Genomic DNA, 26,564 nt, shown 5'->3' with positions numbered 1-26,564 from the left:
ACTTGCAGCGACGGACCTCGGGACGCTCTTACACCACGTCTGCGCGCGCCACCTTTGCGTTGTTCGTTATGGTTGAGGGTGGCGGCCTAAACGTAGTAGATGGGCCCATTTCGTGGCAGACGGGTCACGCGGCAGCCCTCGCAAGGCCAAAATGATCCGTTTCCCTCTGTCCACGGGAGATCAAGGGATGCTACGGATATGGTGGTATTTCAAAACTATGCCGGATTACGGGGCTAAAGTCGGGGCCCTCATCCATACCTTCATTTTTTGAAAAACGGCAGGCTATCTACCTGCGGTTTTGTTTTTGCAATTTTCGATATGGTCGGAGGTTCGCTATCCAGCTCCGTAATCCGGCATAGTTTTGTTCGTGGCGGCCCAACCGCGCGTTTAAGCGCGGGGCCGGTGGGGCATTTTTGCCCCACCGGCCCCTATTCCAGCCCTATTCCAGCGCTACTCCGGCTTGGCTTCTACCGTGGGAGTCTTGTCCGCCGCAACCGGAGTGCGGGCGGTGTCCATAGTCAGACAGTGTTTGGGGCAGCTCTCGATGCACTCACCGCACACCACGCAGGCATACGGGTCGATCGACCACGTTCCACCCTTGCGATCGACCGCGAGCGCGCCCGCCGGGCAGCGACGCGCGCACATGCCGCAGCAAATGCACACGTCCATGTCGTTAACGATGTGCCCGCGCAGGCGCTCGGGCGCCGCGAGCTTCTCCTGCGGATAGCACACCGTTACCGGCTGCTTGACCATAGAACCCAAGGCCGTCTTGGCAAATGTCAGCAAACTCATGCCGCGCCTACCTTTCCGTGCAGCTAATGCAGGGGTCGATGGTCAGGATAATCATGGGCACGTTGGCAAGGAGCACGCCCTGCAGTGCATGCGTCAGACCCGCCAGGTTCTGCGACGTCGGCGTGCGCACGCGAAAACGGTCCAGATTCTTGGTGCCGTTGCCGCGCACATAGTAGTACGCCTCGCCGCGCGGCTGCTCAATCACAACCTCGCCGCGTGCGCCGTCGGCCGGCGTGAGCTTGGTGCGTCCGCCGATACCGTCGTGCGGAATCTTGCCCACAAGCTCCTTGATAATGTCCATGGCCTGCGTGACCTCGGCACAACGCACCTGGCAGCGGGCATAGCAGTCGCCGTCGGTAGCCACGATCGGCTCAAACGCAGCCAGATCCGCATAGGCGCCGTCACCGAACATGCGCACGTCGTAGTCCACGCCCGAGGCGCGACCGAACGGGCCGACCATCGAAAGCTCCAGCGCGTCCTTCTTGCTGATCACGCCTACACCGTGCAGGCGCTCGCCGCAGCTATTGTCGTCCAAAAACGTATGCACCAGGGCCTCGTAGTCGGGACGCATGGCATCGAGCGTCTGGACAATGCCCGCCAGCTCGGAGTCCTCAATGTCGTGTTTAAGGCCGCCGATCTCGTTAATCGACAGAATCACGCGCCCGCCGCAAGTGCTCTCAAAGATCTTGAGAATCTGCTCGCGCAGGGTCCACGAACGATAGAACAACGCCTCGAAACCAAAGGCGTCGGCAAGCAGGCCCAGCCACAGCAGGTGCGAGTGAATGCGCGAAAGCTCGTGCAAAATGGTGCGGATATACTGCACGCGGCCGGGCGCCTCGATGTCGAGCATGCGCTCGCAGGCGCTGGCATAGCCGCAGCTGTGACCCACGGCGCAAATACCGCAGATGCGCTCGGCGATGTAGCCAAACTGATGCATGTCACGCTTTTCGGTGAGCTTCTCGAGCCCGCGGTGCACAAAACCGATCTGCGGAATTGCCTCGATGACGCGGTCGTCCTCGATTACCAGGTCTAGATGAAGCGGCTCGGGCAGCACCGGGTGCTGCGGGCCAAACGGAATGACGGAGCGATGCGCCATGGGCCTTACGCCTCCTTTTTCTGCTTGTCGCGGGCGGCCTTGGCGGCAAGCGCCGCGCGGACCTTGGCTGCTTTCTCGGGATCCATGGCAGCGAGCTTTGCCTCCATCTCGGCAGCCTTGAGCGCGGCTTTCGCAGCAGCCTCATCGTGCTGAGCATCGGAGCCGGCAGCCGCAGCGGGCTGAGCGACGGCAGCGCCCGCAGCGCCCTCCCCTGCAGCAGCCGCAGCGGCGGCGGCCTTTTCGGCTGCGGTCTTGCGCGCCTTGGCCTCGGCGGCCGCGCGGACTTTCATGGCCTTCTCGCGCGCAGCCTTCACCTCGGGCGTGATAACGCTCATGGGCTCGGCAGTCGAGACCTGGTAGAAAAAGCCCTTAAAGTCAATCTGCATGTCGGTGATGGCAAGACCAAACAGGTCATGCGCCTCGTTCTCAAACGGGAATACTGCCGGATAATACGAGCTGATGGACGGAATCTCCTGGTACTGGTCGATGCCTTCGACCACCAGGTTCTCGATCGCATAGCTGCCGCCCTGCGCAATATGCTCCTGAGCAGCACGAACGTTGATAAACGTATAGACCAAGCGATACGAGCCGTCGTCGACGTTACGCTCGGCGTGCATTTGCACAAAGCGCGCACCGACGCCCTTAAGCGCCTGGACATGCGACAGGAGCTCGTCGATCCCAACGATGGTATAGATTGCCTCTTGCATTACTCGGCCTCCTTTGCAGCGACGGACGCGGCGGGCGTCCCAGCAGGTGCGTCGCCAGCGGCGGGCGCGTCGCCGGCCTCAGCCGCGGCCACAAACCCGTCCTCGCCCAGCTCAACGCCACCGTCCCAGGTGGCGGCGCCGCCCACGGTGAGCGGATCGCCGCCGGCGCGCATCACGGCCTCCTTCTGGTCCAAGATGCCGCACGCCTCCACGATGGCATCGATCACCGTCTCGGGGCGAATGGCGCACCCGGGCGCGTACACGTCCACGGGAATCGCGCGGTCCACGCCGCCGATCACGTTGTAGGCATCGCGGAACACGCCGCCCGAGCACGCGCAGATGCCGCACGCCACCACGCACTTGGGCTCGAGCATCTGGTTGTAAATCTGACGCACGACGGGCAGGTTCTGGGCATTGACCGAGCCCGTCACCAAAAAGATGTCCGCATGTTTGGGGTTGCCGGTGTTGACCACGCCAAAGCGCTCCGCATCGAACAGTGGGGTAAGCGAGGCCAGCACCTCGATATCGCATCCGTTGCAGCTCGAGCCGTCGTAATGAATAACCCACGGTGAGCGCGACATTTTATGATCCATGGATGCCGCCTCCTAAATAAACACGTCGACGAGGATGGGCATAAGGTTGAGCAGGCCAAACACCAGCGCCACGCCCCAGCCGAGCTTAAAGCAGCTGCGCCAGGTGCTACGGGCGAAGGTGTTATCGATCAGTACCTCGACAAAATACGTCGCGGCCATCACGACCAGGGCTACGGCCCAGCTCACCGGGTTGTCCCAGACAAAGAACATGCCCACCCACATCAAAAACAGCACGGTCTCGCACCAGTGCATAAGGGTCATCTTGGCCAGCGTGCTGCCGCTCATCTCGGTGGCGACGCCCTGGACAATCTCCTGATGCGCGTGATGCGAGTACGAAAGGTCGAACGGCGACTTGCGTAGCTTGATGGTAAGCACCGCGAGCAGCGCAAGGAAAATGGGCGCGCTGTACACGATGATGGGGGCTGACTGCCCCGTCACGGCAATGGAATCGAAGCTGTCGGTGGCAAGGTACAGGCCCACGCTCATCAGCAGAACGGCGGGCTCGTAGCTCATAACCTGCAGCAGCTCGCGATCGGCGCCGACCTGCGCAAACGGGCTTTGCGTCGAGGCGGACGCCAGCACCACAAAGATCGCGGCGAGCGTCACCATAAAAGCGCACAGCAGCGTGTTGGAACCCGACACAAAGATGCCGCCGCCTACCACGGTAAAGATGAGCGCACGTGCCATATAGGTATCGTCCATGGTGTTTACGCTGGCAGGGGCCTTGCGCAGCAGTTTGGCAACGTCGTAGAAGGGCTGCAGCAGACGCGGACCCACGCGGCCCTGCATGCGAGCCGAAAGCTTACGGTCAAGGCCGTCGATCAGGCCGCCCACAAGCGGCGCCAGCAAAGCAAACGCCACGGTGCCAATAAAAATGCCCACGACGCCCGAGCCTTCGAAATACTTGCCGCGCAGCACCGAGGGCGCGCTCATGGCAAGCCGCTCGGGCCCAATCCACGCGCAACACAGCAGCGCAAACAAGATAATGCTGCAACACACGACGCTACCCGCGGGGCCAATACGCTTCTCGCCAAGGGCGTCCTCCGAGTACCAATTGCGCTTTTCGGCCTTCACCTCGTGTCCCATCGAGCCACGGAAATGGCGATATTTGTCGGTCCCCACACCCGAAAGGTACACGTTGACGTGCGGTTTGTTGCTCACGCGGAATGAAGTCAGCAGCACCACGGCGATAAACGCCACGATAACCACCATCAGATACATGGAGTCCTTGCCAATAACGTACGGCACGCGGCCAAACACCATGGCCAAGTAAGGCGACACCAGGCCGCTCGAGATGAGCGGGAACGCCACGCAGCAAAGAATCAGCAGCGCGGCGATGGTGTTGAGGGCCATCCATTCGGTCTTATGGACATTGACCTCAACGTTTTGAGCCGTGGGGTCGACGCCCGAAAGCTTGGCAAGCCACTTGCCCCAGAAGAAGAACGTCGCGGCCGAGCCAAAGGCAAGCACCATGATCATGAGCACGTTGCCGGTCTGCGCGAACGCCACCAGGGCGCCCCACTTGGACACGAGCATGCCAAACGGTGCCACGAACATGCCCATGATGCCCAGCATCATCAGACGCGTAAGGTGCGGCATGCGGCTGAACATACCGTCCATGTCCTCGATATTGCGGCTGCCGATATGATGCTCGGCCGTGCCCACGCACAGGAACAGCAGCGACTTGGCCACCGTGTGGAACAGGATCAGGAAGATGGCGGCCCATACGGCCTCGGGCGCGCCGACACCCAAGCAAGCACTGATGAGGCCCAAGTTGGAAATGGTGGAGTACGCGAGGACGCGTTTGGCGTTGCTCTGCGAGATGGCCATGAGGGCAGCGAGCAAAAACGTGATGGCACCCACGCTCGTGACCATAAAGCCGGTCACGGGATAGATGGCATAGAGCGGGCTGAGCTTGACCATCAGGAACACGCCGGCTTTGACCATGGTTGACGAGTGCAGCAGGGCACTCGTGGGCGTGGGGGCAACCATGGCACCCAATAGCCAAGTGTGGAACGGCATCTGTGCGGCCTTGGTGAGCGCGGCAAGCGACAGCAACAGGACCGGCATCACCAGCAGCGCGGATTGCGCGGTTCCGGCGCTGGAAAGCTCGATCATGCCCGAGATGGTCAGCGGCATGCCGTTAACGTGCAGGTACATGAGTCCGGCCAAAAACGCGATGCCGCCCAGCATGTTGAGGATGATCTGGGTGAAAGCGTTTTTTATGGCCTCGGGCGTGCGCGTGTAGCCAATCATGAGGAACGAGCACACGGTGGTGATTTCCCAGCCACAGAACAGCCACTCAAGGTTGTCGCTTGTCACGATGACGAACATGGCCGAGAGGAACAGGAACATAAGCGCCAGGAACTGCGGGCGTCGGTCGGGCGCCGCCTGCCCGCGCAGCGCTGCCTCGTGCTCGTCGTGGGCCTGGAAGTCCTTCATGTAGCCCAGGGCATACACGCAGATTAAGCTGCCGACGATGCCGACGGCGAGGACCATGATCACGCTCATGTAGTCCAGGTAGAGCGGCGTTGCCGTGACGGCTTCGGCCGCGGGCAGCGTCATGGCTGCAAAGGCGAGCGAGCCCACCAACTGGACTACGCCGAGCACCGTGGTGAGCGCGTTCCTATATTTGTACGCGTTGTACAGGATGACGGCGCACAGGATGACGTCGATGACGGAGCTGATGATGGAGAGCACGTGCGAGGTGCCGGGTGCCACCTCGAAGCTCTGCGGGCCCGTGCCAAAAAACATGACGGCGACTACAACTGTCACCGCCATAATGATGCCAGAGCCTACAAGCCCTACCGCGTCACGGGCTCGGTCACCGCGCGCAAGCAGCATGCCCAACGCCGGTACCAGCGGAAACAGGGTAAGGAAATACAGTAGCGTCATACCATCACTCCCCCATGCAAAAACGCTGCAATTGTTTAACGTTATAGCTCAGTTGAGGAGTAGCGGCGGCGGGTTTTCGGTCAACTGGGGAGTTTTAGGCGTACGGGGTAAGGGCACGCCTGCTTTGGAGCAGAGGCGCGGCAAGAAAAATGCGCCCCTGTGGGCGCACCATCCCGTTTGCTATTCCGTCTTTTTAACGCGCGGCTTGCGACCGCGCGGCTTATCGACCAGTGCGGACTCACCGCTCTCGCGGTACTGACGGCACCAAGCCTTGACCGAAGACTCGCTGGGAATCTTGTGCTTGATCATGGCCTCGCGAACCGTCAAGCCGTTTTCCAGACGGTCCTTAACCACAGCGAGCTTTACGTCGTACGAATAGGTGTGATGATGCGAACCGGCATTGAAAACGGCGTCGGCACCGCCCACGGCATATGCGCGGGCCCACTGACGAGCCGTGGCCTGGGGAATGCCAAGCTCCGCGGCGAGGGCGCGATGACCGACCCCCTCTTGGAGGATCTCGACGGCGCGCTGCCTAACCTCGGGCGCATGCGTGCGAGTCCTAGTTGCTTCCGACATACCTGCCACTTCTTAGCCTTAACCGTTAATCTGCTTTCTTACGTGCAAGTTAGATAGTAGCATTTTACTGTTTGCTCAAAGCAGTTAATTAAAATAGACGCGGCATTATCTGGGCATTTGGCACCAAATTACGACATTTCTTTATCGATTATTTACGCTGGTAGCTGGCTCGCAGCTAATCGTCATTCGCTTGTCAACAAAATTGGCATCTCTTTATGTCCTTTGGTATAGAGGGTATGGTTATTAACCCCTCCCCCAATAATTTTGAGTGATCCGCAAGGCAGTAGACGTCCTCACTCCTCATGATTACCTCGCATTGCCATCCACCGGAGCAAAACAAAAAGGGCGGGACCTGCCGCGCTTGCAGGCCCCGCACCGGTTGACACCCGACGGGACACAGCCGGGCGAGACAGATCCGTGCTACCGCCCCGCCTGGCCGCGATGTTCAACTACAGCTCGTTGGCCGCGTGATATGCCGTGCGAATGGCGCTCGCAATGTCGGCGGTGCGCTCGCCCGAGCAGTCGCCCACGCAGGTCACGGGCACCGTCACGCCATCCAGGTCAAACGCGTTGGCCTTGGAGCCCACGGCCATCACCACGTAATCGCAGGCGATCTTTACCGGCTCCTCGGCGCCGTCCTCGGCGGTGCGAACGGCCTCCACGCCCTCGTCAGTAATGGCGGTCAGGCGGGTCTTCACGTGCTGTTCCACGTTGTGCTCGGCAAAGTCGCTCATGATCAGCGGCAGAATGGTCTCGGACTCGCCCGCGGCAATCTTGTCGAGCATCTCGACGATCGCCACCTCGCAGCCGTGCTGCAGCAGGTACTCGGCAGTCTCGGTGCCCACCAGGCCACCGCCAATGACGGCGACGCACCCGCTGAGCTCCACCTTGCCGGCCAGCACGTCCCAGCTCGAGACGACCTTCTCCGAGTCGGCGCCCGGAACGGGGATGACCACGTCGTGCGCGCCCACGGCCACAATCGCGGCGTCGGCGGCGTTGAGGTCCTCTGCCGTAGCGGCATGGTTGAGCTCGACCTTCACGCCCAGGCCGGGCAGAATCTTCTCGTAGTACTCGACCGAACGCATGATCTCATCCTTGCGCGGAGGCGCGGCCGCCAGCACAATCTGGCCGCCCAAGTGATCGCTCGCCTCATAGACGGTCACGTCGTAGCCGCGCTTGGCCGCCACGCGTGCGGCCTCCAGGCCGGCAATACCGCCGCCCACCACGGCAATCTTCTTGTCGCCCTCGCCCGGCTTGATGGCGATGGTCGCCTCGTCGCCGTTCTCGGCATTGAGCACGCACGAGATGTACTTGCGGTTTTGAATCGCATCGACGCAGCCCTTGTTGCAGTTGAGGCACTCGCGAATGGGCTCACCCGTGGCGGCCTTCAGCGCAATGTCGGGGTCGCACATGAGCGAGCGGCCGTACGCGATGATATCGGCCGAACCGTCTTCCAGAATCTTCTCGCCGGCCTCGACCGAGACCACGCGGCCGACGGTTGCCACCGGCACGGAGACCAGGGCCTTGACGCGCTCGGCCACGGGCAGCGTCCAGTTGTAGGGCATGGCGCCCATGGGCGGAATGGTGTCGCCCATGTTGCCGGTATGGTTGGCCTGTGCGACCTGGATCATATCGATGCCCGCACCCTCGAGCAGCTTGGCGAACTCGCAGGCCTCGTCGGGCTGCAGGCCGCCCTTGCCGCGCGGCGTGCCGTCGGGGTTCTCCATGATCACGGGGAGCTTGTACTCCACCATCAGCTGCGGTGCGGTTTCCTTAATGGCGGCGACGACCTCGAGCGCATAGCGAACGCGGTTCTCGAACGAACCGCCGTACTCGTCGGTACGCTTGTTGAGGATGGCCGAGCACAGCGAACCCACCAAGCGATCGCCGTGGACCTCGATGGCGTCGATGCCGGCCTGCTGCGCGCGGGCGGCCGAGGCGGCGATGGCCTCCTTGATCTGGGTGAGCTGCTCTACGCTCGCCTCGTTCACAAAGTGCTGCATGTCGTGGTGCAGCTTGGCGTAGGCCTGCTTGCGAATCTCGTTGGACTCGGCCATCTTGGCGGCAAAGGTCTCCTCGTCGCCAGCGGCCTTGGCCTCCTGCGCGGCCTTGGCGGCGGCCATGGATCCCATGACCATGCGGCCGACACCGGGCACGTCGTACTCGGGGTGGAACAGCTGCAGCGCGACCTTGGCGCCGTGCTTGTGAACGGCGTCGGCCAGCGCCTTAAACGTGGGGATCTGGGCGTCGGTCGCCAGCTTGGGCGTGGGGCTCGCGGTCATGACGGGAGCGACGTCGCCAATAACGATGTAGCTCACGCCGCCACGGGCTAGGCGCTCGTAAAAAGCCAGGCTGCGCTCGCCGATGGAACCGTCACGCTCCTCGTAGCCGGTGGTCAGCGGCGGGAACATAATGCGGTTTTTGAGCTCAAGGGGGCCAACCGTAATGGGCTGGAGCAGCTTGGATGCAGGTGCAGTCATGGACATTCCTCTCTTGTAGGCGCGGCGGCGATGATGCCGCGTAGTTGTCTAGAGGATATGGCATGAGGGCACAGCGGCACAACGGAAATCGGCGGATAGCAGGTAGCGGTAGGTGGATGGGGCGGGGCGGCCCGTCGGTTTGTCTCGATCTGTAACAGTTACTCAGCAAAACCGGGTCTTACTGTTACAGATCGAGACAAACCAACCCGGCCCGCTAGAACATCTAAATCTGTAACAGCTACTCGGCAAAATCCATCCCTCGTGTTACAGAATTAGATAAACGGGGGCCGGCTGCCGAAAAATCTCGTTCTGTAACATCTATCGGCCAAAAACGGCCCCACGTGTTACAGATCAAGACATTCCCCTCGGCCCATCCTCAACAATCTCAATCCGTAACATCTAGGCCCGCTTTTGACCCCTACCCGTTACAGATTGAGATTTTGTTTGAGATTTGCCGAGGGACTATATCCACGCGTCATCGAAGCCACTGCGACAGAAGTGCGACATTACTGCGACAGAGGTGCGACATTACTGCGACAGAGGTGCGAAATAGATCGACCACCTTACCTTATCGTGTAGAACTGTTTTGGGTCGTTATGGGATGAGCCGTGCCATTCGAGCAGCCCGTCTTCCTCAATTAACTTACCAAGCACCCGGCTTGCTGTGCGGCGATTTCTCCCGATGTGCGCTGCAAGCTCCCTTGCTGTCACTCTTCCGTTCGCAAAGGCCAACCTGACGGCGGCGAGCTCATACTCCCCCAATGAGGCGATCACCTCCGGTGATACCTTGTCCTCGAGAGCCTCGCTTCTCCTTACGGTTCTGGCAACGATATTGTTCTCAAGCGTTAGCTGAACCCTTGCCCCATCAGGTTCCGTGTAGACCGGATCATTGAGCAGAGAGTTTTGCATCTCGGTATAAATGCGCTTGACGCCCTCGTTTAGCTCCCGAACCCAACCAAATTCAACCAGCGTGCGCGCGATGCGTGGGTTGCGCGAGTAACGAGTGGTCCTCATGTTGTCGAGCGTCACGATATTGGGAAGCGCGCCTGGACTGATGATTTCCAAACGGTCGTCGAACATCGAGACCCGGATGTAGTCGCCGCGAAACGAGTAGTCGCGATGTGTCACCGCGTTGACCAAGCCCTCGAACCAGGCGAACTCAGGATACTCAGGCACGGTCTGGAATTTCCCGTCGGGCCCCAGGAACTGAAATTCGCGGAGCATGCTCGAGATGAGTTCGTAGGCGTCTTGGATCACCTTAGGCAGCGGCCCACAGAAGCTTCGTTCTTTCGTGATGTTGAGACGCTCGCCCGTCTCCATTTTGACGCCGTCGTAGCGCAGGACACGGACTCGCGCCTGTGGCATCATCGCGGACGGATCCAGCGCGAATAGCAGGGCTCCAGCAACGGTCAGCTTTCCGTCACGCATAAAACGACGACTTCTAAGGACCTGCTCGTCGGAAACTTCGGTTCCAAGAATCCCTTTGTAGCGATCAAGCACTTCATGGTCCACGTCATCTAGGGAGGAATCCTCAACAAGCTCGTCCTCGAAGATTCTCTGCCCCTTATCGTACTCGAGGGCAAATACCTGTTCGCGGCTGAGCCTCACGCTCTTGTCGTCCTGCCGCAAGAAAACCTCGCCGTCGCTCACGCGAGCAACAGAGTGGTTGGTCGAGGCATCGATGTCCAAAACGAGAACGAAGTCCTCCTCGCCCGAAGAATTGACCACGGGGATTCGGTCTTTGCGGACAATAGGGGTTGGCGTGCAAGTCGTGAGCGCAGCGCGCTCGAATTTCTCAATGTCGCGCGCGCCGTTACGCTTGAAGCCCGTTACCTCACCATTATCCTCGATACCGATAACGAGCTTGCCTCCCGCCGAGTTGGCGAATGCACTAATATGCTTCGCAATCTCCTTGTCATCCTTGCGGGCGCTCTTTCGATCGAAGTACTGATTCTCCCTGAGAGTGGAAAATAGAATCACATCGTTTGTCGCGATGGGTTGCTGCATTGCCGCCTCCTTACATGGCTCCATAAAGAAGTGTAAGTCAAAGACATCGCATGAACGGCCCTTGCATAGCGGCCCCTCTATTGTTTATTAAGACGTCACTGTTTCTAGTTAAGGATCGTTAAGGGTCGTCGCAGCTCCTTCCAATTGGAGTCTATCAATCGACAAGTCAATCCATCCGGCCCGTGATTATCGATAGCCCGTCCGCCTCACATAATAAAAAGAGTCAAGATTCACTCATAAAGGAGAGCAACAACAAAATCTCGATCTGTAACACCTAGCCGCCCAAATCGGGTCTAGATGTTACAGATCGAGATTTTGTTTGAGAGGCCGAGAATTGGACCGAAAACACGGTCCCGGAATAACAAAAAAGCTCGCCGGCTAAGCCGACGAGCTGCAAGTTCTTGGTCGCGGGGGCAGGATTTGAACCTACGACCTCCGGGTTATGAGCCCGGCGAGCTACCAGACTGCTCCACCCCGCAATGTCTGGGCGCCTCATGTGCGCAAGAAAGAATATTACGCGGGAGTTCGGTAAACGGCAAGGAAAATCTCGTAGAGCATAATTCCTTCATATTTAAACCCCTCAGCCCCTATCACCGTAAACGAATCGCAGCCGAGCGCCGTCGACGGCACGTATACAATGGTGCGCGTCCTTTTATGCCGACACCGGGAGTAGACATGCTGCTCGCTATCGATATGGGAAATACGCAGACGGCCATGGGCCTGTTTGACGGAAACGAGCTGGTGCAGTCGTGGCGTATGCCCACCGACCGCTCCTATACCGCCGACGAGATCCACGTGCGCCTGATGGGTTTCTTTAAGATGTACGGCCTCTCGCTCGATGCGGTTGACGCGATCGCCTTTGCGGGCGTGGTGCCGCAGCTCTCGCGCGAGTGGCACGCCGTGGCCGACCGCATTGCCGCGGACGCCATCGTCATCGGGCCGCAGACGGCCGCCGTGACCAAGCTGCGCGCGGCGCGCCCCCAGGCCGTGGGCGCCGACCGCGTCGCCAACGCCGTCGCAGCCGAGACTTTCTACGGCGCGCCGGCAATCGTGGTGGACTTTGGCACCGCGACCAATATCGACGTCATCGATGAGGACGGTTATTACATTGGCGGGGCGATTGCGCCGGGCATCCGCATCTCCATGGACGCGCTTGCCGCCCGTGCCGCCAAGCTCGCCAGCGTGCCGCTCGAGGCGCCCGAGCACGCCATCGGTCGCGACACCGAAGAGTGCATCAAGGTCGGCGCCGTGGTGGGCGCTGCCGCCATGGCCGAGGGCCTGGTCGCGCGCATGAAGCGCGAGCTGGACCGCGAGGATGCCACCGTTATCGCCACGGGCGGTCTCGCCGGCATCGTCGCCGATTCGACCGATGCCTTCGACGTGGTCGACGGACAGCTCACCATCAAGGGCATCTGCGAAATCTACCGCCGCATGCAGAAGCTGGGATAGAGCAGGGGCTTAAGTCGAGCACGCCCGATGTCACAGCCCCGCAAACGTTCGCCAAGCCTATTCCTCAAAACTGAAAATTATTCAATTTTGAGGAATAGAGACTCCTCGAATACGCCCAGCGCAGCGATATCGTGCATGTTTCCTATTCCTCAAAAACGAAAATTATTCAGTTTTGAGGAATAGGGCGCTGGCAACCCATTCCCCAGATAGGCGAAACCCTCCCCGGCACAGGCCGAAGAGGGCTTCGTTGTCATCGTTATCTTTGAGCGCGAGCGCCTCGCGTTACAGTCCGCGAATCCGTACGGCCTCGGGCGGAAACTCCTGCTCGCCGGCATCAGTCTTGATGGTCGCGCGACCCCAGATGTCCAGGCCCGCAAACACACCGACCGCAAGCGGCAAACCGTTGGGCGACACCGCCGCGACCTGACGACCTAGCAGTGGCACCATGTCAAAGTACTCGCCCAGCACCGGAGCCAGCGGGCCGGCAGCGCCCTGTGGTGTGTTGGCGGCAACCGCCCAGGTGTCCACGCGGACCAGCACAGCGGCGGCCAATGCCTCGATCAGCGCCTCATCTGCCATATCCACGCCAAGCTCACCCAGCGCCGCACGCTCAACATCCACCGTCACCGCGGCAAACATACCCGCGGCACCGGCACCGCCGTTCACGGCAACACGCGCGAGCGACGTCTCAAACACAGGTGCACCGCACATGATATCGCTCGGCCACTGGATACCCACCTTGCCGGCAAGGCCCAACCCCGGCGTCGAAGCCGTGCCCACGAGCGCATCCATCATGCCCATCGCGGCCACAAACGGCAGGCCGTGGAAGGCGTGCATATTCACATCGGGGCGCACGATCAGCGAAAACGTCAGCGAAGCATCGCCCGCACTCCACGCGCACCAGCCTGCGGACACGCCCTCGCGGCCCGCGTCACGCGCCGCGTCGAGCTCGGTGCCGGCGGCAACAGCATTCATCTCGATCATCTACATACGCCCCAATTCGCCCACGATATGGCCCACGCGATCCTCGGGCTCCTTGACCTCGACGCCGTTGTAGCGGAAGAACCGCGCCGGGTCGTGCATCAGATCCTCGAGCGGCACCAGCACAAAGTCGCGCTCGCCGATCAGCGGATGCGGCAGGCGCAGCTTTTTGCCGCCGTGGGTCTCGCCGTCCATCCACAGCAGATCCAGGTCGATGGTGCGCGGACCGTTGGCCTTGGCCTTTTTGGAACGGTCGCGGCCCAGCTCGGCCTCGATCTTCATGAGCTCGTCGAGCAGCACCAACGGCGCCAGCTCGGTCTTAATCTCGATGACGGCGTTGGCAAACGCATCCTGGCGCATCTCGTAGGCCGGCTCGCTCTCGTAGATCTTGGAGGAGTTGGACACGCAGGTGAGTGGAATCTCGGCGATCATGTCGCGTGCGGCGCGGATGTTGTCACAGCGATGCCCCAGGTTAGAGCCCACGGCCACAAACGCGCGGCGCGGCTGCGGCTTGGCAACTGCCCAGTAGCCGTTCAGGAACTGCGCAAAACCCGCGGCGTCGTGCACGCGCACGATGTTGGCACCGGCCTGGATGGCGCCCAGGCACACGCCAAACGTAGCGGCATCGCGCTCGGCGGCCTCGGTCACGCCCGAGACGGCGCCCACAAAGCGCTTGCGCGATACGGCGCACATGAGCGGATAGCCCAGTGACGCCATCTTGGCAGTCTCGCGCTGGATGACGATGTCCTCGTTGGCCGTCTTGCCAAAGCCCGGACCGGGATCGATGCAGATGCGGTCGCGCGACACGCCGGCGTGGATGAGCGCGCGGGCCTGGTCGGACAGAAAGCCCATGACGCGGCGCATGATGGGCGCCGAATCGGGCAGGGTGAAGCGGCGGAGCTGCGAGGTGGGCACGTAGGCTTCCTCGCGGCGGGCGCTGCGGCGCATCATGGCGGCCAGGTGGTCATTGGGCTCCGATGCGGCCTCGGTGGCTGCGGGCGCGGCCTCGGGCGCGACGGTCTCGGCGGCAGTAGCCTGCTCGGCGGCGGGCGCCTCCTGCTCGCTTGCGGGCTCAGACGTGGGCTCCGGTTCACCAAACGGCAACGAGGGCTGCACCACGCCGCCCGGAAGCTTGGCCTCCGGCTTAGGCTCGCCCAGCAACTTGCCGCGACGGCGACGGGCCGGCTTCTCGGCCTCGCGCGCGGCCTCGGCAGCCGCTTCGCGTGCCTTCTCGGCAACAAACGCCGCTGCCGAGGTATCGAGCTGCACCGTTGCGTGCGTGCGCGCGGGCGCGGCGACCTCGCCGGCATGCATCACGATGACGCCGCAGGTGCTCGTCTTAACAAACTCGACCATCTTGGGGTCGGTGAAGCCGGTCACGTCGTTGACGATCGAGGCGCCGCAGCGCACGGCCGCCTTGGCAACCGCCACGTGACGCGTGTCGATCGAGACGATGGCGCCCTCTTTGGCCAGCGCGCGCACCACGGGCAGCACGCGGCGAGCCTCCTCGTCGGGGTTGACCGGGGTAAATCCGGGGCGCGTGGACTCGCCGCCCACGTCGATGATGTCGGCGCCGGCGTCGAGCATCGCCAGGCCATACTCGATCGCGGCATCCGGGTCGAAGTGCTCCCCGCCGTCGCTAAACGAATCGGGCGTCACGTTGAGGACGCCCATGATGCGCGGACGGTCAAAGCTGAGCTCGTACTTTCCGCACCGCCATGTCTTGCTGTCGTTCGCCATGAACATCCTCCTAAAATGCCCACGCCGCCGCGCTCGGGCGCTGGCGGCGGGGTCGCTTTGCACTCAGTCTTTCTATTGTATCCGCGCACGCGGGCTAGAACGCAAACGCGGCCGCGATGTCGCAAGAAATCAGCAGGTCGGCATTTGCATCCTGATCGGTGGGAGCAAGGTTGCATATGGCCAGCGTATCGCCGGTAAAGTATCGCGTAAGGCCTGCCGCCGGATACACCACGAGTGAGGTCCCGCCCACAATGAGGGCATCGGCCGCGGCGATGGCGGCAACGGCACCGGTCAACGCATGCTCGTCGAGCGGCTCTTCGTATAGCACCACATCGGGCTTGATGCGACCACCGCACGCGGGGCACACGGGCACGCCCGCAGCGTCCTCGTGCTCGCGCGAGCAAATCCACTCGGCGCTATAGACCGCGCCGCACGACTGGCAAATGTTGCGATGGACCGATCCGTGCAGCTCGAACACGCGCTGTGAGCCGGCCATCTGATGCAGGCCGTCGATATTTTGCGTCACCACGGCATTTAGCTTGCCGGCACGCTCCAGCTCCGCCAGCTTGGTGTGGCAGCGGTTGGGCTTGGCGCCAAGCGCAATCATCTTGGTGCGGTAGAAGTCGAAGAACTCGGCCGGATGCGCCTCATAAAAGCTATGCGAGAGCATAGTCTCGGGCGGATAGGCAAACTGCTGATGATACAGGCCGTCCACGCTGCGAAAATCGGGAATGCCGCTCGCCGTGGAAACGCCCGCGCCGCCAAAGAAAACCACGCGCTCGTGGGTGTCGAACAGCTCCGCCAACGCCGCGGAGGCCTGCTTGGGATCCGATATTGCCTGCGTCATATGAGCCCTCCGTCCTTGTTGATCGGGCGGCGTCGAGCGATGTCCCAGCATGCGACCTTTAAGTCAGCATGCGCGGAGCCCACCCCGCCCCTGTTGCGCTAATCTTAAGCCTGCCAACCCCGTCGAAAGGACACCATGCCTCAGACTTACACTTTCGCCTCGTGGAACGTCAACGGCCTGCGCGCCGTGCTCAAAAAGGACCCGAGCTTTATCCAGATCGTGCAGGAGCTCGATGTCGACATCCTAGCGCTGCAAGAGACCAAGTTGCAAGAAGGCCAGGTCGATATTGACCTGCCCGGCTATCGCCAAACCTGGAGCTACGCCGAGCGTAAAGGCTATTCGGGCACTGCGGTCTTTAGCCGCCAGGAACCGCTACGCGTGCTGCGCGCCGACGCGCTGCTACCCTACGCCGGCGAAGGCGAGGCTGCCGAGCTCGTTGCCCAAGCCGCGACCGAGGGCCGCGTCTGCGCGCTGGAGTTCGACAAGTTCTGGTTTGTCGACGTCTATACGCCCAACGCCCAAAATGAGCTCGCGCGCATCGATGTGCGCATGGCCTGGGACGATGCCTATCGCGGCTTTTTGAGCGCGCTTGAACGCGAGTCCAGCAAGCCCGTCGTAACTTGCGGCGACTTTAACGTGGCGCATGAGGAGATCGACCTTAAGAACCCCAAGTCCAACCGCGGCAACGCTGGCTTTTCGGACGAGGAGCGTGGCAAGTTCACCGAGCTGCTCAACGCCGGGTTTACCGATACCTGGCGCGCGGCAAACCCCGACGTCGAGGGCGTCTACAGCTGGTGGAGCTACCGCTTTAATGCCCGCAAGAACAACGCCGGCTGGCGCATCGACTACTTCCTGGTAAGCGACGCAATCGCCGACAACGTACGCGACACCGGCATCCGCGGCGACATCTTTGGCAGCGACCACTGCCCCGTCACCCTCACGCTAGAGCTCTAGCCCCAACTGATCTCCTGGGGACGGAGGAAAAGGAATCATTTTCACTTCGCGAGATCATCCACGCAGCCCGCTTGTCACGAAACTGGCCCATCTACTACGTTTAAGCCACTACCCTCAACCACAGCGAACAACGCAAAAAGAAAACCGCAGGTAGAAAGCCTGCGGTTTTTCATAAAACGCGGTTGTGTTTGGGGGTGTCGGGCCAAACGTAGTAGATAGGCCGATTCCGTGGCGGGCGGGTTCAGCTGATTCCCTGGGAACGTCTGGAGGCGAAAGAAAACGGATCAATTTGGCTCTCTGAGGGCCACGATGCCCGTCGTATCAGCCGGCTATTTCAAAACTATGCCGGTTTACGGGGCTGAATCGCGAACCCCCAACCATACGCAATTCCGAAATAATAAAACCGCAGGTAAACGGCTTGCTCTATTTCAAAAATAGCCGGCATGGTCTGCTTGTGCCAATCTGGCCCCGTAAACCGGCATAGTTTTAAAATGGCACTTCGGCAGTATTGATTCCCGCCCCGGCGCAACCAGCCCTACAGTCCGTACTTCACGACGACTCGGTTGATGCGGCGACACCAAGGCTTGTACAGGGCGACCAAAAACACGCAGGTCGCAAGGCCGTGCGTGATATCGAACGGCACCGCCGTGGCAAGACGCGCCACGGCACCCGCCCAAGTAAGCGGCTGTACAAAACCAATGATGTCATACGCGTTGATCACGACGCCATAGAGCAGGCCCGACGCAAAGCCGTACGCCAGCAGTGCTGGCATGCGCACGGCGCCATCGGCGCGATCAAAAGCGCCGGCATGCGCCAGCGCACCGCCAACGTATCCCACGAGCCCCCAGGCATACATCTGCCACGGCGTCCACATGCCCTGTCCAAAAAAGAAATTGCTGCTCAGCGCCGCCAGCGCGCCAACCATAAAACCATTGCGGCGGCCAAGCGTCGTCCCCGCGATAATGGCGATGGCACTCACGGGTTTAAAGTCGGGAATGGGGCCAAACAAGATGCGCCCCGCCGCGGCCAACGCCGCCAGAACCAGCGTTGGCATAATCTGGCGCAGGCCCGGTCGCGACGCCTCGTAGCCTGCAAAGAACAGCGCAAGCACCAGCGCCACCACGACAAGCATGGCGAGCGCCGCCTGCTCAACGCCCGCCAGCAACGCCGCAGCCATCACGGCTGGCACCGCCAGCAGCAGCGGGATCTCCAGTTTTGCGAGCAGGCGCGCGACGCGATAATCCGTCATCCCATCACGCCCTATAAAACACGTTGTCGGCAAAGAAGTCGGCCGGCGGCTCCATGCAGGCAATCTCACCGTCAAACATCATGGCAATGTCATCGGCAACCTGCTCGACAAAATCCAGATCGTGCGTGGCCATGATGACGGTGCCGCCAGCCTTCGCATGGTCACGCAGGGCGCGGGCGATGATGCGGCGGCTGGCCAGGTCCAAACCCTTGGTGGGCTCATCGAGCAATAGCAGTTCGGGGCCGATCAACAGCAGCTTTGCCAACGCAAGCAGCTGACGCTGTCCGCCCGAAAGATCGTACGGATGGCGCCCATCCAGACCCGACAGCCCCAAGCTCGCCGCACGCTCCCGCGCCAAGTTCTCGTCATATCCGCAGGTCGAGGCCCATTCCATCAGCTCATCGCGAACCGTCTCGGCAACCAGCAATGCTTTGGGGTTCTGAGGCAGCAGCGCCGCCGAGGCCGCTCCGCGCACCATGCGACCGCGCTGCAGCTTGGCGGTCTTCGCCAGCACCGAGAGCATCGTCGACTTACCGCATCCGTTGCCGCCCACGATCGCATGCACCGCACCGGCCGAAAACGCCACGTCGAGCCCGCGCAGCACCCAACCGCCCGCGCGATCGTAGCGAAACCAGCTCCCTGCCAGGGTGGTAGCCGACCCGCCGTGCATTTTTTGGAGTATTCTGCTCCCATCCGTGCGCGGGAAGGCTTCCGAGCCGTTCTCGAGCGACGTTTGCGCCACAAATTCGGACGATTTGTCCAATTCCGAACTTTTTTTCGCGCTCGATACGTCCCCGGGCGGCTCCAGAGAGCCCAAATTGTCCTCACGCCTGCTGAATACTCCGTTTTTTGCACATCGGACGGCACCCCACCCCAACATGTCGTCGGAAAACAGCGATTCTCGGCGTCCCAAAGAAGCCATATCCGCCACCTCGCGCACGCGACCGTCCTCAATCCGGTACGCACACGTCGCATACTCGAGCATTGGGCGCGGTTGATGCGTAGCCACAACAACCGTGCAGCCCAGCTCGCGATTCACACGAAACAGCGCGTGCAGAAAATTTTTCTCGGCAACAGGATCGAGCTGGGACGTGGGCTCGTCGAGAAGCAGCACGCGCGGGCGCAAGGCCAGCACGGCCGCCAACGACAGCAGCTGCTTGCGTCCGCCCGAAAGCGTATCGGTATCGCGGTGGAGCCAATCCTCCAGCCCAAAGAAATAGCTGGTCTCGGCTACGCGACGGCGCATCTCGTCGCGCGACATACCCAGATTTTCCAGGCCAAACGCCATCTCGTGCCACACGGCCTCGCACACGATCTGGTTCTCGGGGTCCTGAAACACATAGCCCACGCGCTCCGCGGACGCCCGAACGTTCATGTCGGCAACGCTCTCGCCCAGCACGCGCAGCTCGCCAGCGCATTCGCCCGTCGGCGAAATCTCGGGCTTGAGCAGCGAGAGCAGCGTTGACTTACCCGACCCGGTACCACCGACAAGCAGCGCAAATGCACCTTGGGGAACAGACCAGTCGAGCCCCTCGAGCACCGCAGCATCAGCCCCGGGGTAGGCAAAGCTCAGGCTCCGCACCTCAATCGCCGGCATATCCGGGCCGCACGCCGTGCCCGACACCGGGCCCCTATCCAACCGAGCCATCAGCCAAACCTCTTCTCATCAATCGCATGCAACGCGCAAGGCAGCACCATCCAGGCAGCGTACACGACATAGCCCGGCCACGGCGCCGGCACCGAGAGCTGCGGATAAAACGAATACTGCGTCGTCGCGGTCCACGCCACTGCCGCCGTGGCCACGCCAAACACCGCAAGCCCAGCCAGCGCGGCAGCGTCGGCGCGCCTCAGCCGATACCGCGCATACGTCGTACGGCGCGACACAGCACCCCACCCGCGCGAGCGCATGGCGTCGGCGCGCTCCAGCGAATCTTCCATGCCCCAGCCCATCAACACGCTCGACGCCCGCAGGCGCGAGCGCACGGGGTCGGCCGGCGCGCGGCCCGGCACATCAATCGCATCCTGCACCGCCAACACCGTACGACCGCGGCGCAAAAACTGCGGGATAAGCCTCATGCACATCGAGATCATGAGCACAATCACCGGTGCGGCATTGCCCAGCAGCGCGAGCACCTTGTCGTATTCGAGCATCGACGCCGCCGCCTCAAACCACAGCACGCTCGCCACAAACAGCCCGCCCATGCACAGGCCGTATACCATGCTCTCCAGATACACCGCGCGCATGCCAATACGGAACAGCTCCGTCGAGCCCGAGGCGCTAAACAGCGGATTGAGCACCGCAACGATCAAAATTACCGGCAGCTGCCAGCGGAGCGCGCCCAGCGTGCGGGCAGCCCCACGCGTCGCAAATCCATACGCCAGCCCGCCCGCAAGTGACAGCGCAATCAGCACCGGCTGCATCGAGAACATAGTGAGCCCCAGCGTCAGCACTATATAGAGTGCCGGCACAGCCGGATGAGACATCGAGAATGCCGCGACGGGCTCGCCGCCAAACCCCTCTCGTATGTTGTCCACGGGTACCCCCGTCCCCTCGCTCAAACGACAGCTCCACAGCACCGCCAACGCCGCACACAAGCAGTGCAAACGCCACGCCGGCGGCGCAAGCCTCAACCGCCGCAAACCAATCGTTACGCGCTCGTCATATGCCTGCGGTATCATATTGCGCCGTGTATCGTTTCCAAACACACGTCTCTATAACGTAACAGGAGATCACATGGACGCAACCGCAATTATCCTCGCTGCCGGCGAGGGCACCCGCATGAAGTCGAACCACTGCAAGGTTTCGCACAAGATCCTGGGTAAGCCCATGGTCCAGTGGATCGTCGACGCTACCATCAAGGCCGGCTGCAGCCGCGTCGTGGTTGTCATCGGCAGCCACGCCGACGAGATGCGCGCCCTCATCGACGGCGCCTACGCCAACAGCGCCACCAAAGTCGAGTGCGTCGAGCAGACCGAGCGCCTGGGCACCGGCCACGCCGTAAAGGTCGCGCTCGAGGCCTGCGGCATCACGCAAGGCCCCGTCGTCGTGCTCAACGGCGACCTGCCGCTCATCACCGCCGACACCGTCGCCAAGTTCGCACAGACCGTCGCCACCGGCGAGCTCGCCTGCACCGTCATGACCATGACCCCGCCCGATCCTTTTGGCTACGGCCGCATCAAGCTGGGCGCCGATGGTCAGATCGAGCGCATCATCGAGCAGAAGGACTGCACGCCCGAGCAGGCCGCCGAGCTACTCGAGTGCAACGCCGGCTGCTACGCCTTCGACGGCGCGCAGCTCGCCGCCCACATTAACGAGATCGGCAACGACAACGCGCAGTCCGAGTACTACCTGCCCGACATGCTCGAAATCCTCAAGGGTCACGGCCAGGCAGTCTCCATCTTCCACTGCGACGACTACCGCGACGGCCTGGGCGTCAACAGCCGCATCCAGCTCGCGCAGCTTACCGCCATCGCGCGCGACCGCATCAACGAGCACTGGATGGCCGAGGGCGTCACGTTCATCGACCCCACGCAGGCTTGGATCGGCCCCGACGCCACCATCGGCCGCGACACCGTCGTGTGGCCGCAGACGCACCTGATCGGCCACGTCACCGTGGGCGAGGAGTGCCAGCTCGGCCCCAACAGCCGCCTCACCGACACCACCGTCGGCAGCGGCTGCACCATCGATGAGACCATCGCCATCGAGGCCGTCATCGAGAATGGCGTCGACTGCGGCCCGCGCGCCTACCTGCGCCCGGGCACCCACATGCTCGACGGATCCAAGGCCGGCACGCACGTGGAGATCAAGAAGTCCACGATCGGCGAGGGTTCCAAGGTGCCTCACCTGTCCTACATCGGCGACACCACCATGGGCCCCGGCGTCAACGTGGGCGCGGGCTCCATCACCTGCAACTACGACGGCGTCCACAAGCACAAGACCGTCATCGGCAAGGACGCCTTCATTGGCTCCGACACCATGATGGTCGCGCCCGCCCAGATCGGCGACGGCGCGCTCGTGGCCGCCGGCTCCGTCATCACCGATCCGGTCCCGGCTGACGCACTCGGCCTGGGCCGCGCCCGTCAGGTAAATATTGAGGGCTGGGCCGCCGATTATCGCCGCCGTCTGCACGAGGACGACGGGGTATAACGTTTTACCAAGCACAAAAGGAGCTGCTCCATGGGGGCGGCTCCTTTTTCTATCGTGACCTGCGCAACCGGATGAGTGGTCGGTTCGTGTCCGTTGGCGGTAAAGACGTTATCAGGACCCGATAAACCCCGCCGCGCGGTTACAATGCAACAAGGCATCTATATGGCATTCGATGTATAAAGGAGAAGGGTAATGCCGATTAATGATCCCGAGAAGTCGGAGAATATGCGCAAGTCCATCCGCGTGTATTCCGGTTCCTCCAACCGTCCCCTCGCTCAGAAGATTGCTGAGTACCTTGGGGTCGAGCTTTCGGGCCTTACGCTAAAGCAGTTCGCCAATGGTGAGATTTACGCCCGCTACGACGAGACCGTCCGCGGCGCCGACGTCTTCCTGATTCAGTCCGTGGCCGGCGGCAACGTCAACGACATGCTCATGGAGCTGCTCATCGCCACCGACGCTGCCAAGCGCGCATCCGCCCGCTCCATCACCGCCGTTATCACCCACTACGGCTATGCCCGCCAGGACCGCAAGGCCGGCCCGCGCGAGCCCATCACCGCCCGCCTCGTCGCCAACCTGCTCGAGCGTGCCGGCGTCAACCGCATCATCACCCTCGACCTGCACCAGGGCCAGATCCAGGGCTTCTTCGATATCCCGGTTAACCACCTGTCCGCACTGCCGCTGTTTGGCCAGTACTACAACGACATGCACTTCGACACCGACAACCTGGTTGTCGTCTCCCCCGACGTGGGTCGCGCCAAGGCCGCCAAGAAGCTGTCCGACATGCTCGGCTGCGACCTGGCCATCGCCCACAAGGGCCGTCCGCGCCACAACGCCGCCGAGGTCATGGGCATCATCGGTGACATCAAGGGCAAGACCTGCATCATCAACGACGACATGATCGACACCGCTGGCACCCTGTGCGCCAACGTCAAGGAGCTCAAGGCTATGGGCGCCGGCGACATCTACGTCTGCGCCACCCACGGCATCTTCTCCGGTCCGGCCATCGAGCGTCTGAACGACGCCCCCATCGTCGAGTGCGTCGTCACCGACGCCATCCCCGTCGAGGTCGGCGGCAAAATCAAGACCATCTCGGTCGCCGAGGAGTTCGCTCAGGCCATCTCCGCCGTTTACCACGAGGAGCCCGTCTCCACGCTCGTCGGCGGCGACTTCGCGCTGTAGTCCAACGCGTATCGCATCATCTTTGATGTTTTTAAAGGGTCGGAAGCTCGCTTCCGACCCTTTTTCTATTCCTCGCCAATCCGCCCTGGACAGTTAGTTCAGATACGTATTTTTTAAAGCTCCAAAGGTCCGTTCGGAGCCTTCTGAGCTCCCCGGCGGATGCCATGCCGCCCGAAGCTCATCGTTTTCGAGTACAACCGCTGCATATTTATCCTCAAATCGCCCTCGAACGCCCGCCGCCTTATACGTATCTGAACTAACTGCCCAGTAGCTATCCTCAACCTTCGCGGCAGAGCTCAATTTCCTGCAATCCCCTCAACCGATTCCACCGATTTCATAACACCCAGCCGTTCATGGCGCGCAGCGCCCCGCTAAGCGAAAAGAACGGTATGGCGGTCGCATTCTGCCGCCAACTTAGTACGTTATAGCTATGACGACCGTGATTTCACATTTCTCCGCCCTTCGCGCAATTCGTCGCGCACGACGGGCGTACTCTGCCCTACCCTGGGACTTCGTTGATAGCGAACAGCAAGCACATGCCTTGGCTAGCTGTATTCCCAACAATGACGCGATAGACTTTGGCGCACTTTCGATACTCGACGCCTGGAATGAAGATGATTCCGAACTGCTCGATCTTCTCGTTTCAAACGAAGACAACAGACGCCCCGACAAGCGACTTCTTCAGCATATTCTCTCCGCTCCGCTTCCTGAAGGTGCAATTATGCACGTCGAGGCCGACATCTACGCAACGTCTCCTGCCATGACAGCCATGCTTTGTTCCAAAAATGAATCAGTTGCCAAAACCTTGATGCTTCTCATGGAGCTGCTCGGAACCTACTCACTTCCGCCCGAGGCAACTTACCCCATCGCCTATGACGACACGTGGCCCAAGGCCAACAGCTTCGAAGCGATGGACGACCTCGATTGCCAGGGCGACCAACCGACACCCGAAAAGCAAGCCGAAACCCGCTACGAACAGGCACACTACAAATGCGAACCCGCCACAACCATCGAAGAGCTCGAGGCAGTCGCACGGTTTGCCAAAAGCAGTTCCTACGCCTCGTTTCGTACGGCTGTCAAACTCGCCCGGGCCGGATCCGCATCCCCAGCGGAATCATTGATGTTCGCCGTCCTGGGCGCACCCATGCGCTTTGGCGGATTCGGGTGTTGCAGCTTGCCCATGGGAGGCCTGCTGCTCAACTACCGTGTCGATTTCGACACCCTTGCGGTCAACATGTCCTCCGGCATCCCTTATGCCATCTGCGACCTATATTGCCCGGCAGCCAGAGTCGACAACGAATACAACGGAATTGGACATGAGCTTCAAAACGCTCGCATCCACGATGGCAATCGAAATAATGGCCTCAAGGCAATGGGCATCCACGTCCTGGTTATCAATCGCGACCAAATGAAAGACCTTGTTGCACTCGAAGCCTTCGCCCAAACGATGCATCGACTCGCGGGAGTCCGATTCCGATATCGCATCAAGGGCTATCGCAAGCGTCAGGCCGCTTGGCTCAACGCCCTGCGGGCCGGAATCGGCCTTGCGCCGGTCTAAACGGCGAATCACCCGCGCGCCGTCGAACAGGGCTGGACGGTTAGTTCAAATACGTATAAATGGACACATTGAATTAGGCTGTTTTGCAGTTATCTCTATACCATTCGCCCTATTTGAAGGCAGGATAGACTTCAAAAACAGCGCCATATGGACTAACTAAAGCTCCAAAACAACGTACCAGCATTGAATTGAGCACTTCAAGGCCTCGGAACTTATACGTATCTGAACTAACTGTCCACCTTGGATTTCGACGGCTGTCCAAACGCCCCCAAACAACCTCAATTGCCCTCCATTTGACAGCGGCAACAGGGTCGCTCACCATAGCAGACGACAAATCAACGAAAGGATGAACATGGCAGCTGCGCAGCCGCTTAAGATTCGCATGGTTGCCGGACTTGGCAACCCGGGCGAGGAATATGCCGAGACCCGCCACAACGCCGGCTTTAAGGCGATCGACGAGCTGGCCCGTCAGGCCGGCGTCACGTACTGGAAAAACCAGGCCGGCGCCGAGGTCGCACTCATCAATATCAACGATGCCGAGGAAGAGGGCGGCAAGCGCCAGATTGTGCTGGTCAAGCCGCAGTCGTACATGAATACCTCGGGCGGCCCCATCTCCAAGCTCTGCCGCGAGTACAAGATCAAGGCCGAGGAGCTGCTCGTAATCCACGACGAGCTCGATATTCCCGCCGGCGACGTGCGTGTTAAGGTGGGCGGTGGCCATGCTGGCCACAACGGCCTGCGATCCATCATCGACAAGATGGGCAGCCGCGACTTTAGCCGCATCCGCACCGGCATCGGCAACCCTCCCGGCAAAATGCCCGTGGCAGACTACGTGCTCAAGCAGTTGCGCGCCCGCGAGGCCGAGGACTTCCAGGACACCTGCGCCCGCGCCGCAGACGCCGCCGGTCTGGCCATCGTCCACGGCGTAATCTACGCCCGCGATCACGTAAACGGCGCCGCTTCCGCCAACGGCAAGCACTAGAACCTACTATTTAGGGACAGGTTTATTTTGGCAGGTTCTATATGCGGAAACACCGCAGCAGCCGCACCGCAATAAACACGCTGCCACCATACATGCATAACGCCCCAAAGGGGGTCGGCCTCATCAAAGCGCGAGGCCGGCCCCCTTTGCCGTTTTGCCTGATAAAACCTGCCAAAATAAACCCGCCCCTTTTTGGTTGGTCAGACGGGATAAACCCTTTTCCCAACCGCCGAAGATACACGTAAACGGCATGTCCATGAGGGTATAATTTGCACCGTATGTCTGCACAACGCCTGTGCGCGTACGGTTTTATTCGGGCTACCGTCCATTTCC

Annotated in this window: 20 protein-coding genes and 1 tRNA gene; 6 read left to right on the top strand and 15 right to left on the bottom strand. The window is 61.2% G+C overall.

The features are described 5' to 3' along the window. Nucleotides 1–450: 450 nt before the first annotated feature. The 9 genes from DW195_RS04160 to DW195_RS04120 all read right to left on the bottom strand — a co-directional run bounded on the left by DW195_RS04160 (nucleotide 451) and on the right by DW195_RS04120 (nucleotide 11,624). A complete protein-coding gene (locus tag DW195_RS04160; protein ID WP_118205942.1) occupies nucleotides 451–792 on the bottom strand; it encodes a 4Fe-4S dicluster domain-containing protein in 342 nt (113 codons plus the stop codon). A 7-nt stretch (nucleotides 793–799) separates the two neighbouring features. Then, nucleotides 800–1,888: a nickel-dependent hydrogenase large subunit gene (locus tag DW195_RS04155; protein ID WP_118205941.1), complete on the bottom strand. Its 1,089-nt coding sequence runs from the start codon at nucleotides 1,886–1,888 to the stop codon at nucleotides 800–802. Between the two features lie 5 nt (nucleotides 1,889–1,893). After that, nucleotides 1,894–2,595 carry an NADH-quinone oxidoreductase subunit C gene (locus tag DW195_RS04150; protein WP_118205940.1) on the bottom strand — a complete coding sequence of 234 codons (702 nt, stop codon included), beginning with the start codon at nucleotides 2,593–2,595 and terminating at the stop codon, nucleotides 1,894–1,896. Beyond that, on the bottom strand, nucleotides 2,595–3,188 hold the full coding sequence (locus DW195_RS04145) for an NADH-quinone oxidoreductase subunit B family protein (protein ID WP_117806758.1): 594 nt from the start codon (nucleotides 3,186–3,188) through the stop codon (nucleotides 2,595–2,597). The genes DW195_RS04150 and DW195_RS04145 overlap by 1 nt, the downstream gene beginning before the upstream one ends. A 12-nt stretch (nucleotides 3,189–3,200) precedes the next feature. Further along, the gene (locus tag DW195_RS04140; protein WP_118205939.1) at nucleotides 3,201–6,083 is read right to left on the bottom strand and encodes a proton-conducting transporter membrane subunit; all 2,883 of its coding nucleotides are present in this window, start codon (nucleotides 6,081–6,083) and stop codon (nucleotides 3,201–3,203) included. A 180-nt stretch (nucleotides 6,084–6,263) separates the two neighbouring features. After that, nucleotides 6,264–6,659 carry a helix-turn-helix domain-containing protein gene (locus DW195_RS04135; RefSeq protein ID WP_118205938.1) on the bottom strand — a complete coding sequence of 132 codons (396 nt, stop codon included), beginning with the start codon at nucleotides 6,657–6,659 and terminating at the stop codon, nucleotides 6,264–6,266. Between the two features lie 449 nt (nucleotides 6,660–7,108). Beyond that, on the bottom strand, nucleotides 7,109–9,139 hold the full coding sequence (gene bilR, locus DW195_RS04130; RefSeq protein ID WP_233540807.1) for a bilirubin reductase, long form: 2,031 nt from the start codon (nucleotides 9,137–9,139) through the stop codon (nucleotides 7,109–7,111). Nucleotides 9,140–9,702: 563 nt separating this feature from the next. Further along, nucleotides 9,703–11,145, bottom strand: coding sequence for an ATP-binding protein (locus DW195_RS04125; RefSeq protein WP_117817758.1), 1,443 nt, complete (start codon nucleotides 11,143–11,145; stop codon nucleotides 9,703–9,705). A gap of 402 nt (nucleotides 11,146–11,547) precedes the next feature. Next, nucleotides 11,548–11,624 (bottom strand) — tRNA-Met (locus tag DW195_RS04120). A gap of 196 nt (nucleotides 11,625–11,820) precedes the next feature. Here DW195_RS04120 and DW195_RS04115 point away from each other — a divergent pair. After that, nucleotides 11,821–12,594 (top strand): type III pantothenate kinase, encoded by a 774-nt coding sequence (locus tag DW195_RS04115; RefSeq protein ID WP_158567894.1) that lies wholly within the window; start codon nucleotides 11,821–11,823, stop codon nucleotides 12,592–12,594. Between the two features lie 282 nt (nucleotides 12,595–12,876). Here DW195_RS04115 and DW195_RS04110 read toward each other — a convergent pair whose 3' ends face one another. The 3 genes from DW195_RS04110 to DW195_RS04100 all read right to left on the bottom strand — a co-directional run bounded on the left by DW195_RS04110 (nucleotide 12,877) and on the right by DW195_RS04100 (nucleotide 16,162). Continuing rightward, nucleotides 12,877–13,578, bottom strand: a complete 702-nt coding sequence (locus tag DW195_RS04110; protein ID WP_118205935.1) for a hypothetical protein — start codon at nucleotides 13,576–13,578, stop codon at nucleotides 12,877–12,879. After that, the gene (folP, locus tag DW195_RS04105) at nucleotides 13,579–15,315 is read right to left on the bottom strand and encodes a dihydropteroate synthase (protein ID WP_118205934.1); all 1,737 of its coding nucleotides are present in this window, start codon (nucleotides 15,313–15,315) and stop codon (nucleotides 13,579–13,581) included. It abuts the gene before it with no gap. Between the two features lie 94 nt (nucleotides 15,316–15,409). After that, nucleotides 15,410–16,162, bottom strand: a complete 753-nt coding sequence (locus DW195_RS04100) for an NAD-dependent protein deacylase (protein ID WP_118205933.1) — start codon at nucleotides 16,160–16,162, stop codon at nucleotides 15,410–15,412. Between the two features lie 135 nt (nucleotides 16,163–16,297). On the opposite strand from DW195_RS04100, the gene DW195_RS04095 reads away from it, so the two are divergent. After that, nucleotides 16,298–17,116 (top strand): exodeoxyribonuclease III, encoded by an 819-nt coding sequence (locus DW195_RS04095; RefSeq protein WP_118205932.1) that lies wholly within the window; start codon nucleotides 16,298–16,300, stop codon nucleotides 17,114–17,116. A gap of 535 nt (nucleotides 17,117–17,651) precedes the next feature. Here the strand turns inward: DW195_RS04095 and DW195_RS04090 are convergent. From DW195_RS04090 to DW195_RS04080, 3 genes are read right to left on the bottom strand one after another with little or no spacing between them, the layout of a single operon-like run. Next, nucleotides 17,652–18,365, bottom strand: coding sequence for a DUF6580 family putative transport protein (locus DW195_RS04090; RefSeq protein WP_118205931.1), 714 nt, complete (start codon nucleotides 18,363–18,365; stop codon nucleotides 17,652–17,654). Between the two features lie 4 nt (nucleotides 18,366–18,369). Continuing rightward, entirely contained in the window at nucleotides 18,370–20,013 is a 1,644-nt protein-coding gene (locus DW195_RS04085; RefSeq protein WP_118205930.1) for an ABC transporter ATP-binding protein, read from the bottom strand. Next, entirely contained in the window at nucleotides 20,013–20,900 is an 888-nt protein-coding gene (locus DW195_RS04080) for an energy-coupling factor transporter transmembrane component T (protein ID WP_233540806.1), read from the bottom strand. Before DW195_RS04080 ends, DW195_RS04085 begins: the two co-directional genes overlap by 1 nt. Nucleotides 20,901–21,099: 199 nt before the next feature. Here DW195_RS04080 and glmU point away from each other — a divergent pair, with 199 nt between their 5' ends. From glmU to pth, 4 genes are all read left to right on the top strand, one after another. Continuing rightward, nucleotides 21,100–22,512 carry a bifunctional UDP-N-acetylglucosamine diphosphorylase/glucosamine-1-phosphate N-acetyltransferase GlmU gene (gene glmU, locus DW195_RS04075; protein ID WP_118205929.1) on the top strand — a complete coding sequence of 471 codons (1,413 nt, stop codon included), beginning with the start codon at nucleotides 21,100–21,102 and terminating at the stop codon, nucleotides 22,510–22,512. A 192-nt stretch (nucleotides 22,513–22,704) separates the two neighbouring features. After that, nucleotides 22,705–23,691, top strand: a complete 987-nt coding sequence (locus tag DW195_RS04070) for a ribose-phosphate pyrophosphokinase (RefSeq protein WP_089573682.1) — start codon at nucleotides 22,705–22,707, stop codon at nucleotides 23,689–23,691. 430 nt (nucleotides 23,692–24,121) lie between these two features. Continuing rightward, the gene (locus DW195_RS04065; RefSeq protein ID WP_118205928.1) at nucleotides 24,122–25,249 is read left to right on the top strand and encodes a hypothetical protein; all 1,128 of its coding nucleotides are present in this window, start codon (nucleotides 24,122–24,124) and stop codon (nucleotides 25,247–25,249) included. 352 nt (nucleotides 25,250–25,601) lie between these two features. Continuing rightward, the gene (gene pth / locus DW195_RS04060; RefSeq protein WP_199576303.1) at nucleotides 25,602–26,231 is read left to right on the top strand and encodes an aminoacyl-tRNA hydrolase; all 630 of its coding nucleotides are present in this window, start codon (nucleotides 25,602–25,604) and stop codon (nucleotides 26,229–26,231) included. Nucleotides 26,232–26,564: the final 333 nt, after the last annotated feature.

Origin of the sequence: Collinsella sp. AM17-1, assembly GCF_003470665.1 — a bacterium.
Taxonomy (GTDB): Bacteria; Actinomycetota; Coriobacteriia; order Coriobacteriales; family Coriobacteriaceae; genus Collinsella.
The sequence above is the reverse complement of the archived record's forward strand: the minus strand, read 5'-3'. Positions and strand labels throughout refer to the sequence as shown.